At 71.7% G+C, this 11,004-nt stretch carries 8 protein-coding genes, 1 tRNA gene and 1 pseudogene; 3 read left to right on the top strand and 7 right to left on the bottom strand.

What is annotated here, in order from left to right:
• Nucleotides 1-209 precede the first annotated feature (209 nt).
• Nucleotides 210-1,856 carry a hypothetical protein gene (locus ACWGKT_RS47715; RefSeq protein WP_453278694.1) on the top strand — a complete coding sequence of 549 codons (1,647 nt, stop codon included), beginning with the start codon at nucleotides 210-212 and terminating at the stop codon, nucleotides 1,854-1,856.
• Between the two features lie 97 nt (nucleotides 1,857-1,953).
• Here the strand turns inward: ACWGKT_RS47715 and ACWGKT_RS47710 are convergent, their stop codons facing one another.
• From ACWGKT_RS47710 to ACWGKT_RS47695, 4 genes are all read right to left on the bottom strand, one after another.
• Nucleotides 1,954-2,532: an HIT family protein gene (locus tag ACWGKT_RS47710; RefSeq protein ID WP_453278693.1), complete on the bottom strand. Its 579-nt coding sequence runs from the start codon at nucleotides 2,530-2,532 to the stop codon at nucleotides 1,954-1,956.
• Between the two features lie 143 nt (nucleotides 2,533-2,675).
• The gene (thrS, locus tag ACWGKT_RS47705; RefSeq protein WP_356159125.1) at nucleotides 2,676-4,661 is read right to left on the bottom strand and encodes a threonine--tRNA ligase; all 1,986 of its coding nucleotides are present in this window, start codon (nucleotides 4,659-4,661) and stop codon (nucleotides 2,676-2,678) included.
• A gap of 110 nt (nucleotides 4,662-4,771) precedes the next feature.
• Complete coding sequence (locus ACWGKT_RS47700) at nucleotides 4,772-5,998, bottom strand: hypothetical protein (RefSeq protein ID WP_453278692.1); 1,227 nt, start codon at nucleotides 5,996-5,998, stop codon at nucleotides 4,772-4,774.
• Nucleotides 5,995-6,561, bottom strand: a complete 567-nt coding sequence (locus ACWGKT_RS47695) for a DUF4365 domain-containing protein (RefSeq protein WP_235458853.1) — start codon at nucleotides 6,559-6,561, stop codon at nucleotides 5,995-5,997. The genes ACWGKT_RS47700 and ACWGKT_RS47695 overlap by 4 nt, the downstream gene beginning before the upstream one ends.
• Before the next feature lie 168 nt (nucleotides 6,562-6,729).
• On the opposite strand from ACWGKT_RS47695, the gene ACWGKT_RS47690 reads away from it, so the two are divergent.
• Nucleotides 6,730-7,455 (top strand): exonuclease domain-containing protein, encoded by a 726-nt coding sequence (locus ACWGKT_RS47690; protein ID WP_453278691.1) that lies wholly within the window; start codon nucleotides 6,730-6,732, stop codon nucleotides 7,453-7,455.
• Between the two features lie 44 nt (nucleotides 7,456-7,499).
• Here the strand turns inward: ACWGKT_RS47690 and ACWGKT_RS47685 are convergent.
• Nucleotides 7,500-7,571: transfer RNA gene (locus ACWGKT_RS47685), tRNA-Val, on the bottom strand.
• Between the two features lie 39 nt (nucleotides 7,572-7,610).
• Nucleotides 7,611-8,057 carry an SRPBCC family protein gene (locus ACWGKT_RS47680; protein WP_453278690.1) on the bottom strand — a complete coding sequence of 149 codons (447 nt, stop codon included), beginning with the start codon at nucleotides 8,055-8,057 and terminating at the stop codon, nucleotides 7,611-7,613.
• Between the two features lie 102 nt (nucleotides 8,058-8,159).
• Here ACWGKT_RS47680 and ACWGKT_RS47675 point away from each other — a divergent pair, with 102 nt between their 5' ends.
• Nucleotides 8,160-10,556: an SCO7613 C-terminal domain-containing membrane protein gene (locus ACWGKT_RS47675; RefSeq protein ID WP_453278689.1), complete on the top strand. Its 2,397-nt coding sequence runs from the start codon at nucleotides 8,160-8,162 to the stop codon at nucleotides 10,554-10,556.
• An 8-nt stretch (nucleotides 10,557-10,564) separates the two neighbouring features.
• Here ACWGKT_RS47675 and ACWGKT_RS47670 read toward each other — a convergent pair.
• Nucleotides 10,565-10,836: pseudogene (locus tag ACWGKT_RS47670) on the bottom strand (sugar ABC transporter substrate-binding protein); the annotation flags it as partial.
• Between the last annotated feature and the right edge of the window lie 168 nt (nucleotides 10,837-11,004).

Below are 11,004 nucleotides of genomic sequence, written 5' to 3'. Positions count from 1 at the left end.
CGCTGCACACCCCCCCCAGCATGGCATACCCCCCCGCACATTGGGGCGCTTGGGCTTTGGCCGTCCGCCGACGCTTGTCGGTGCCTGCGGATACGCTGATCACCTGATCGCCATCGTGCCGCGACGGCACGATGGCCTGATCAACAGGTGTGCGGGGCAAGGAAGTCGGGAAGGCCGCAGGAGCGGAACCGCGGCGATCGGGGGCGGGAATGTCGGTGGGAACGGAGTGGGACGGGCCACAGGTGCCCATCTCGGGCGACGAGAGTCAGGCGGCGACCTTCGCCCTGGCCTCGGCCGCCTACCGGGACAGCCCGGTCGACGAGATCAAGAAGGCCGACAACGACTGGCACGAGTCGGCGGTGTCGGCCGGCAGAATCGCGCTGTTGCGGCCGAACCTCGGCGAGGCCTTCTCCCGGGCCGTGGTCGACCGCATGCTCGGTTCCGGACGCAAGCCGCTCATCCAGTCCTTCGGCATGGACCCCCAGGTCGTCGTGGAGCACTGTCTGGCGGCCAACAACATCCGCAGGACGCGGGACCACCGGCTGAGCGCCGTCATGGTGTTGTGCGGGCTGGTGTTCCTGCCGGGGCTGCTGATCTGGCTGCTGGTCTTCCAGATCCGCACGACCGTCGCCAAGCGCGACAACAACCGGGCCGGAGCGCTCGCCACCACCCTGCTCGTCGCGGTCGGCGCGCTCGCCGCGATCTTCCTGGTGCGCATGCCGTTCACCGGCTTCTGGGCCTGGTACGCGCGAGCGGCCGTCGTGGCCCCGGTGCTGGGCTGGTTCTGGGCCAAGCAGATCTGCGAGAAGACGGCGCAGGATCTGCGCGCCCGCTGGGACGGTCTGCTCTCCGGCAGCAGCGTCGGCGCGAAGGTCCCCGAGACCGTGCCGAGCGGTCCTGGCGAGACCGCGGCCGAGCAACTGCGCCAGTCCCTCGCCAAGCTGAGCGCCGAGCAGCGTTCCAACTCCGTCTTCTACGCCGGGCCCAAGGGCATACTCGGCATGGGCACGCGCTGGGGTGCCTGGCAGCTCGCCGAGGATCTGCTGCCGGCCGACCCCGCGCGGGAGATCCACCCGTTCCGCAGCTGGGACGTCATCCGGTCCGTCCACGACCAACTGCGCATGCTGGAGCGCGGCCCGCTGAACACCGGCGGGTTCCCCAAGCCGTCGATCCGGCACTGGATCGTCACCCCGATCGGGGAGAACGCGAAGGCGGTGTCCCGTCCGGACGGCACGGACGTCGACGCGTACCAGGTCAAGACGCACGCGATACAGGACATCTGCAACAAGCAGCAGTTCGGCAGCGGTGACCGGCACTACCTCGGCGTGCAGTGGACGCTGTGGGACGGGCAGTTGATCATCACCATGCTGATCACGGTGACCGTGCTGCACCAGACGCTGCGCATCGAGGTGACCGGGCACGCGCTGGGGCCGGTGCACTCGCTGTTCACCTCGAAGCCGGAGGCGCCGACCAAGCAGGTCGCCAAGTCCCTCAAGCCCTGGGAGAACCGGACGATCAAGCTGCCGCTGATCGGCACCGACGAGGTGGTCCGGCTCACCGCGCGGGCGCCGCTGACCTGGTACCCGCCACTGCTGAACTGGCTCGGCGGCTCGCTGGGACTGCCCGAGCCGTTCGGGCTGCGGCACGCGTGGGCGGACCAGCCGTGGCGGCACCGGTTCATGGCCGACGACGCGCTGCGCGCGGCCACGCCGGTGCTGCGGGTCGTGCACTCGGCCGCGATAAAGGTGCTGGAGGAGAACGGCGTCGACACGGAGAAGTTCGGCAACCGGTCGTCGTTCCTGAGCACGGCGGTGCAGGATCCCTCGCCGCGGAAGGCGGACCTCTACGACGCGTAGGCCTCCGGCGGTTGGGCCGGGTTGGTGGGGTGGGGTGCGGGTCCTGGGGGCTGCGCCCCCAGACCCCCGCTTTCGGCCTGACGGCCTCGCCTCGTCCTCAAGCGCCGGACGGGCTGGGTGGTGTGGGCCAGGCTTCTGCCAGCATTTTTCTCGTGTCGGCCAGTAGTTGTGGGAGCACCTTCGTGTGGCCGACGACCGGCATGAAGTTCGTGTCGCCGCCCCAGCGGGGGACGATGTGCTGGTGGAGGTGGGCGGCGATGCCGGCGCCCGCGACGGTGCCCTGGTTCATGCCGATGTTGAAGCCGTGGGCGCCGGAGGCCGAGCGCAGGGCCGTCATGGCCTGCTTCGTCAGCTCGGCGAGCTCGACGGTCTCCGCCTCGGTCAGGTCGGTGTAGTCGGCGACGTGCCGGTACGGGACGGTCATGAGGTGGCCGCCGTTGTACGGGTAGAGGTTCAGCACGGCGTAGACGTGCTCGCCGCGGCGGACGATCAGGCCGTCCTCGTCGGACTTGGCCGGGATCGAGCAGAACGGGCAGCCGTCCGCGGCCCCCGGGCCGGTCGGCTTGTTCTCGCCCTGGATGTAGGCCATCCGGTGGGGCGTCCACAGGCGCTGGAACGCGTCCTGCGTCCCCACTCCGATCTGCTGTTCCGGCTCACTCGTCATGCAAAGCAGCATATGGCTTCGCCCGTTCGTGGCGTGTCGCCGGGGCGTGCGCGGACAGGGCGAGACAGGGCGAGGGGCCCTCGGCGGATCACTCCGCCGAGGGCCCCTCGGGCAAGGACAGGGCCCCTCGGGCAAGGACGTCAGACCTGCGGACCTCAGACCTGTGTGCGGTCCGCCACGACCTTCGCGATCTTCGCGATGGCCTCGTCGAACGGGATGCCGTTCTCCTGCGAGCCGTCGCGGTAGCGGAAGGACACCGAACCGGCCGCCATGTCCTCGTCGCCCGCGATGACCATGAAGGGCACCTTCTGCTTCTGGGCGTTGCGGATCTTCTTCTGCATGCGGTCGGAGGAGGAGTCCACCTCCACCCGCAGGCCCTGCTTCTTCGCCGCCGCGGCGAACTTCTGCAGGTACTCGACGTGCCCGTCGCCGATCGGGATGCCGATTGCCTGGACCGGGGCCAGCCACGCCGGGAAGGCGCCCGCGTAGTGCTCCAGGAGCACCGCGAAGAACCGCTCGATGGAGCCGAACAGCGCGCGGTGGATCATGACCGGGCGCTGCTTGGCGCCGTCGGCCCCCGTGTACTCCAGGTCGAAGCGCTCGGGCAGGTTGAAGTCGAGCTGGATGGTCGACATCTGCCAGGTGCGACCGATCGCGTCCTTGGTCTGGACGGAGATCTTCGGGCCGTAGAACGCGGCGCCGCCCGGGTCGGGAACCAGGGGAAGCCCCTGCTTCTCGGCGACCTGGCGGAGGGTCTCCGTGGCCTCTTCCCAGACCTCGTCGGAGCCGACGAACTTCTCCGGGTCCTTGGTCGACAGCTCCAGGTAGAAGTCGGTCAGACCGTAGTCGCGGAGCAGGCCGAGGACGAAGGTGAGCGTCTTGTCGAGCTCTTCCGACATCTGCTCACGGGTGCAGTAGATGTGCGCGTCGTCCTGGGTGAAGCCGCGGGCGCGGGTCAGCCCGTGCACGACGCCCGACTTCTCGTACCGGTACACGGTCCCGAACTCGAAGAGGCGCAGCGGCAGTTCGCGGTAGGAGCGGCCGCGCGCGTCGAAGATCAGGTTGTGCATCGGGCAGTTCATGGGCTTGAGGTAGTAGTCCACGCCCTCGTCGAGCTGCATGGGCGGGTACATGCCCTCGGCGTACCAGTCCAGGTGGCCCGACGTCTCGAAGAGCTTCCCCTTCGTCGCGTGCGGGGTGTAGACGAACTCGTAGCCCTCCTCCTCGTGCCGGCGGCGCGAGTAGTCCTCCATCACGCGGCGGACGACGCCGCCCTTGGGGTGGAAGACGGCGAGGCCGGAGCCGATCTGCTCCGGGACGGAGAACAGGTCGAGCTCGCTGCCGAGCTTGCGGTGGTCGCGCTTCTCGGCCTCGGCGAGGAAGTCGAGGTAGCCCTTCAGCTCGTCCTTGGACGGCCAGGCGGTGCCGTAGATGCGCTGGAGCATCGGGTTCTTCTCGCTGCCGCGCCAGTAGGCGGCCGCGTTGCGCATCAGCTTGAACGCGGGGATCAGGCGGGTCGAGGGCAGGTGGGGACCGCGGCAGAGGTCCTTCCAGCACAGCTCGCCGGTCTTGGCGTCCAGGTTGTCGTAGATCGTCAGCTCGCCGGCGCCGACCTCGACGTCCGCGCCGTCGGCGCCGTCCTGAACGGCGTCGGAGCCCTTGAGGCCGATCAGCTCCAGCTTGTACGGCTCGTTCGCGAGCTCCTCGCGGGCGGCCTCGTCGGTGACCACGCGGCGGGAGAACTTCTGGCCCCGCTTCTGGATCTCCTGCATCTTCTTCTCGACGGCCTTGAGGTCCTCGGGCGTGAACGGCTTCTCGACGTCGAAGTCGTAGTAGAAGCCGTCCTTGACCGGCGGGCCGATGCCCAGCTTGGCCTCGGGGAAGAGTTCCTGCACGGCCTGCGCCAGGACGTGGGCGGTGGAGTGGCGCAGGATGCCCAGGCCGTCCTCGGAGGAGATCTCGACGCCCTCGACGGTCTCGCCGTCCCGCACCTCGTAGGTGAGGTCCTTCAGCTCGCCGCCCACGCGCGCGGCAATGATCGAGCGCTCGCCGGCGAAGAGGTCGGCGGCCGTAGTGCCCGTCGTCACCACACGTTCTTCCCGCTCGGAATCGCGTTGGATGACCACACGGACGTCTGACACCGGTCTCTCCTGACTGCAGGTGGGGTGCGGCGCCATACCGGGAGCGCGCGCATACCGGATCGTACCGACCCGGCCCCACCGACCGCGAAACGGTTACCGACAGTCGGCGGTCAGTCGCAGTCCTCCCCGCTGCACGCCTCCTCGAAGAAGTCGAGGTTCTCCTGCAGCGACTTCATCAGCCGGTCCCGCTCCGCCTCGTCGACCTGCACCGGCACGACCCCGGACGCGCCGGTCAGCCGCCGGAAGCCGCCCCGGCTCTCCAGCCGCCCGTGCAACCGCACCGGCAGCCCGACCAGGTGCGCCTGCCCGGCGATCCGGTAGTCCTCCTCGTCCAGGATCACGCGCACGTGCGGCACCTCGGCGCCGGCGATCACCCGCAGCCGTACGGCACCCTCGCCGCGCGGCCCCGACCTGCGCATCCGGACCACGGCAGCGGTGAGCCGCACCGGCACGGACGGTTCCTCGCGCAGATAGCGGGCGCCGGCCTCGCGCAGGACGGGCAGGTCGCCGGGCGAGAACTCGACGGGCTCGGCGGAGGCGGCGCAGTCCTCGGGGGCACCGGCGGCCGGTGCCCACTCCACGGCGATGCGCGCACCCTCCGTACCGCGCACCAGGGCGATCAGTGCCTCGGTGAGTTCGCGGCTCACCCCGGCCTCGACGGCGCCGTCGAAGGCGTCCATCCCGCCGGTGGCGCGCTGGTAGTCGATGGCCTCGCGGGCGGCGTACAGGGCCTGGTGGAGACGTACCGCGAGCGGGCGCCCGGTGCCTACGGGCACGAAGGCGGTGAGCCGACGGCCGCCCGTCGCCGCGCCGACGAGGACGTGTTCCAGCAGCGTGCCGGCCGAGCGGCGGTGCCGGGCGCCGTAGTAGCCCGCACGCGCGCGTGTGGCGAGCGCGCCTGCGAGCAGCATCTGGCGGGCAGCCGTGCGCAGCTGTTCCTCGACGGTCCAGGGGGCGGCGCCCGCCGGGCCGCTGGGCACGTCGCGCCACCAGCGGATCTCGTCGCTGGGCACGGCGAGCCCGACCAGGACCTCGCGCGCGGAGGGCGAGCCGCTGCGGGACAGGGCCACGAGCGCCTCGGCGAGCAGGTCCTCGCTGTCGGGGAAGGCGCGGCTCTCGGGCACCAGCAGGCTGGTGCCGCTGCCGCCGGGCCCGGGTGGGGTCCAGCGGCCGTAGCGTCCGGCGGCTCCGCCGCGCCGCTGCCAGCCGTGCCGCAGCAGCAGGGCGCCGAGCACGGCCGGGTCGACGTCGGCGGGCTCGGGGGGACCGTTCCAGGGGAGGTCGACGGGATGGGGCCTGACTTCCCGCAGTGGCTCGTCGAACAGACGGTGCCTCATGGTCTGCCTCCCGTCCCGACCCGCGTCATGATCTCGCAGAGCGCCCGGTCGTCGAAGATGCGCGAGGTGGGTATCCGCACGGTGGTCCGGTGCCGGCCGGTGACGGCGTGGCCGGCCAGGTTGACCCAGTAGCAGCAGTGCCGCAGATCGAGCCGGTCGTGGCTGGCGCGCAGCCAGTCGTCCTGGGAACGCGGGACGAGCATCACGACCAGGATCTTGTGCACCGAGACCGGGGTGCGGGCGAGCTTCGCCAGATGGTCGTTGTCGAGCGTGAAGGAGAAGAAACGGCCGGGCGGGTTCGGCGCGATCTGGTAGGTGCACTTGAGCTGCACCTTGATCGTGACCTCGTCGTCGACGGTGTGCCCGGGTGAGCCGTGACTGACGTGCCAGTCGATGCCGTTGTCCGGGAATGGCTGGGACAGAGAGCAGCCGGCCGCTGCCGCGACCGCGTGCAGATACCCCACCTGCAGTGTCTCCATGCACGCGGTGGTGGCGAGTGTGCCGCGATGGGGGCCCGTGCGTTCGGGCAGCAGCCCGCCCCGCTCGGGCTGCGCTATCGCCATGACCTACAGCCTTCCACGCCAAGTGTTTCCCCGCTGCGGGCCGCTGAACTGCAAAGACCCGTACTCCTGTTGTGTCCTTCCGGCGTACGGCGCAAACGGCCCGGGTATCACCAAACGGGCAGAAGACGGAACGTCAGCTGCCGTGGGTGAACGAGGAGTTGTGTTGGCATGACGTGCTGGTACGAGGGGCCCTTGGCCGCTTTTGACACGGAGACCACGGGCGTGGACGTCGAGACCGACCGGATCGTGTCGGCCGCCGTCGTCGTCCAGGACGCCCCGGGCACCCGGCCACGGGTGACCCGCTGGCTGGTGAACCCGGGTGTGCCGGTGCCGGAGGCGGCGACGGCGGTACACGGACTGACGGAGGAACACCTGCAGCGCAACGGCCGTTGGCCGGCGCCGGTGATGTACGAGATAGCGGAGGAGCTGGCCGAGCACGCGACCATGCACCGCCCGCTCGTGGTGATGAACGCACCCTTCGATCTGACGCTGCTGGACCGGGAGCTGCGCCGGCATCGGGCCTCGTCGCTGGACCGCTGGTTCGCGTCGTCGCCGCTGCTGGTGCTCGATCCGCGGGTGCTGGACAAACACCTGGATCGCTACCGCAAGGGCCGTCGCACCCTGAGCGACCTGTGCGGACACTACGGCGTCACGCTGGACGGCGCGCACGACGCGGGCGCGGACGCGCTCGCCGCGATGGAGGTGGTACGGGCGCTCGGGCGGCGTTTCGCGACCCGGCTGGAGCGCCTCTCCCCCGCCGAGCTGCACACGTTGCAGACGACGTGGCACGCGGCGCAGGCGCGCGGCCTGCAGGCCTGGTTCGCGCGCAGCGGCTCGGAAGAGACCGTGAACACGGACTGGCCGCTGCGCCCGGACCTGCCGGCGGCGGCGTGAGACACAAAAAGGCCGGTCCGCCTGAACGGACCGGCCTCTCCCGGTGGGCGATACTGGGTTCGAACCAGTGACCTCTTCGGTGTGAACGAAGCGCTCTCCCACTGAGCTAATCGCCCGGGAACGCACTGAACAATACAGGTCCGGGCGGGCTTCCTTCAAACCGCTTCGAGGTACGCGGCCAGTCCGCGCCGCCCGGAGCGCATCATCAGCCGGTGGTTGAGGCGGAAGAACGGGCGTCCGGGCACGGCCAGTCGCCGCAGCAGCGGCTTGTTGACCTCGACGACCTGGTCGTAGCGGGCGAGGGTCCCGGCGCCGTCCGGGGTGACCGTCCAGCGGACCCAGCCCGCCATGTCGCCGGACAGCGCGCTCTCCAGGATCCCGGCGTCCGGGTCTCGGCGCCCCTCGTGCGCGGTGAAGGTCAGGTCGTACGGGAGGAACGAGCGGACGGCGAACAGGCCCGTGGTGTCGTTCAGCCGGTTCACCGAGCGCACCTGGGGCCACCAGCGGGGATAGTCCTCGACCCGCTCCAGCGCGTCGTACACCGTGGCCGGGGGCGCGGGCAGGGGCCACAGGCTGCGGAAGCGGTAGTGGGACCAGTCCATGGGCAGAGTCTGCCCGCACGCGGCGCCTCCCACCGGGATATGAGTACGTTCTGAGTACGCGCACTCATGCCGGGTGACGTGACGCCGACCACACTTCGAGTCATGACGTACCTCCCGCCCCCGGCCGAGGAGCTGCGGCTCATCGACGCGGAGCTGTGGCAACTCGACGCGCGCCGCGCCCATTTGCTCAGACGCCGCGCCTGGCTCCTGGCCGCCCTGCCCGCACCGGTGCCGTCGGCGCCCCTCGCGCCACCCCTCGCACCGCCCCGCCCCGAGGCCTCTGCCCCGCGCGTCCAGAACGTGCTGCTGCTTCTCGGCGGTGTGCTCCTGACCGTGGCCGCGATGGCGTTCACGCTGGTCAGCTGGGGCCATCTGGGCATCGCCGGGCGGGCCCTGGTGCTCGGTGCGGTCACGCTGGCCGCCCTCGCGGCGCCGGTGGCGCTGCTGAAGCGGGGGCTCGGATCGACCGCCGAGTCGGTGGCGGGCCTGGGGCTCGCCCTGACGGTGCTCGACGCGTACGCGCTGCACGAGGCGGCGCTCACCGGCACGGACGGCACGGCGTACGCGGCGCTCGCCGCGGCGGCGCTCGCGGGACTGTGGGCGGCGTACGGGCTGCTGCCGGTGACGCAACGGCTGCGTACGCCGATCCCCGCCGCGCTGGCCTGCGCCCAACTCCCCTTGTTCCTCTGGGCGATGGCGGTCGACGCGGGCCCGTACGGCGGCGCGCTCGCGCTGCTGGTGACGGCCGGATTCGACACGGTCGTGGCGCTCCGCGGCAACGCCCGAACCCTCCGTCTCGTCGCCGCCGTCGCCGCCTGCGGCACCGGCGGCTCGGGCGCATGGACGGCCGGCCTGCTGTCCTGGGACGCGGCCGGCCCGGGCGCCGCCGCCCGTGCGGCGGCGCTCCTCGCCCTCGCGGCGGTGATCGCGCTCGGCGCCGCGTGGCGCCTGGAGCGGCCGGTCACCGCCGCGAGTGGCGCCCTGGCGGGCGGTCTGCTGCTGGTGGCGGCGTGCGGCGGCGTCCTGCGCGCGGCACTGCCGGACGACTGGACGGTGCCCGGCCATCTGCTCTGCGGCGTCGCCCTGTTGGCGGCCGTGCGGGCTCCTCTCCCCGAGCCGGTACGGCATGGTCTCGCCCTGGCTTCGGGCTGCGCCCAGGCCCTGGCGCTGCTCTGGACCGTCCCGCTGGTCGCCGTCACCCTCGCGGGCCCGGCCGCCTGGGCGGGGCACGCCTGGTCCGGCGCCCCGTCCGACGCGCGCGCCGCGGTGACGGTCGACGCGCCGTGGCCGCCGCACGCGGCGACCGTGCCGGTCGTCCTCGCGATCGTCACCGCCGTCCTGCTGGTCGCGGTCCGCGACACGGTCTGGCGCCCCCGGGCCCTCGTCGCCGCGCCGGCCCTGGCATGGGCGACGCTCCTCGTCCTCCCGCCGGTGCTCGAACTCCCTTACACCGCCGGGCTGTCGGTCCAGGGACTGGTGACGGCGGGCGCACTCCTGACGGCCGCGTTCGTACGGGGCCAAGGGCCCGCGCAGCCCGCGGCCCAGTCGCCCGCGCGGGTGACCGCGCTGGTCCTCGCGCTGGTCGGCTCTCTCGCTCTCTCCTTCACCGCGCTCGCTTCGCGGTCGGCGACCCTGGCCGCGCTGTGTGTCCTGACGGCACTGTTCGCGGGCGCGTCCCGCTTCCCGCGGCTCGCCCCGTTCACGGCGCCGGCCGCGTTCGCGCACGCCGCCGCGCTCGCCGTCGCCACGGGGGCCGCCGCCGGGTGGCAGCCGGCGCACACGGCGCTGCTCGTCGTGCTGGTTCCCGCGGCCGCCGCGCTGCTCGCCGCGCGCCTCGGCGACTCCCCGGTGACCGTCCCGGTCGAGGTGGTGGGAGGGGCGGCCGGGCTGCTCGCGACGGGGCTCGCCGTCGCCGACCCGCCGCTGCTGGCCCTGGTGCTCGGCCTGTGCGCAGTGATCACCGCGGGCGTGGCGCTGCGCCCCGAGTGCCGTCCCGTCGGCTACGCCTCCGCCGTCCTGTTCGCACTGGCCTCCTGGGTGCTTCTGGCGTCCTGGGACGTGGTGGCCCCCGAGGCGTACACGCTCCCGGTCACCGTCCCGGCGCTGCTCGTCGGCGTGCTGCGCAGGCGGCGCGAGCCGGGGACCTCGTCCTGGCCGGCGTACGGCCCCGGGCTCGCCGCCACTCTCCTGCCGAGCCTCGCCGCGGCCTGGGGCGACCCGCACTGGACGCGCCCCCTGCTGCTGGGCGCGGCGGCGCTGCTGCTCACCCTGCTGGGCGCCCGGCACCGGCTGCAGGCACCGCTGGTGCTCGGCGGCGCGGTGCTCACCCTGATCGCGCTGCACGAACTCGCCCCGTACCTGCTCCAGTTGACGGGCGCGCTCCCCCGCTGGGTTCCGCCCGCCCTCGCCGGACTGCTGCTGCTCGCACTCGGCGCGACCTACGAACGCCGCATCCGGGACGTCCGGCGGGTGCGGGAGGTCCTGGGGAAGCTGAACTGAGCGTCCGCGACGGCGGCGAGGAAGTGATCCGGGCTCAGATTGCCTGCGTCGACCTGGGACTTGAGGTCAAGGAGAATTCCTCTTTTGTCGTACTTGCGAAGAAAGCCGACGGCATTCTGAAATACGTCCGGCGGATTTCCACCCGCGGCCCACGTCCGGAACTCCTCCCGGCTTCTTCTCGAAGAGCGCGATGGCCTGATTGATCTTTTTTCGCCCGCCCCTCGACACCCCACCACGGGTAACGGATCGTCACCACTCCACTCCCGGACCGGCCGCCGCCATCCTCTTGAATCATTTCAAGCAAGCGCTTGTCGACAGGTGGGGAGGGGGTCGCGCCTGTCGGTGGAAACGACGACGGCCCGTCTGCTCTGTCGCAGACGGGCCGTCGTCCCGGGTGGGCGATACTGGGTTCGAACCAGTGACCTCTTCGGTGTGAACGAAGCGCTCT

The sequence above is a fragment of the Streptomyces sp. NPDC054794 genome (assembly GCF_053611585.1).
Note: the sequence above shows the minus strand (reverse complement) of the source record. Positions and strands in the feature narration are given on the sequence as shown.

Excerpts from the sequence above, each read along its gene's own strand:
- ACWGKT_RS47715 (WP_453278694.1), top strand. The coding sequence starts at position 210 with ATGTCGGTGGGAACGGAGTGGGACGGGCCACAGGTGCCCATCTCGGGC.
- ACWGKT_RS47710 (WP_453278693.1), bottom strand. The coding sequence starts at position 2,532 with ATGCTGCTTTGCATGACGAGTGAGCCGGAACAGCAGATCGGAGTGGGG.
- ACWGKT_RS47700 (WP_453278692.1), bottom strand. The coding sequence starts at position 5,998 with ATGAGGCACCGTCTGTTCGACGAGCCACTGCGGGAAGTCAGGCCCCAT.
- ACWGKT_RS47695 (WP_235458853.1), bottom strand. The coding sequence starts at position 6,561 with ATGGCGATAGCGCAGCCCGAGCGGGGCGGGCTGCTGCCCGAACGCACG.
- ACWGKT_RS47690 (WP_453278691.1), top strand. The coding sequence starts at position 6,730 with ATGACGTGCTGGTACGAGGGGCCCTTGGCCGCTTTTGACACGGAGACC.
- ACWGKT_RS47680 (WP_453278690.1), bottom strand. The coding sequence starts at position 8,057 with ATGGACTGGTCCCACTACCGCTTCCGCAGCCTGTGGCCCCTGCCCGCG.
- ACWGKT_RS47675 (WP_453278689.1), top strand. The coding sequence starts at position 8,160 with ATGACGTACCTCCCGCCCCCGGCCGAGGAGCTGCGGCTCATCGACGCG.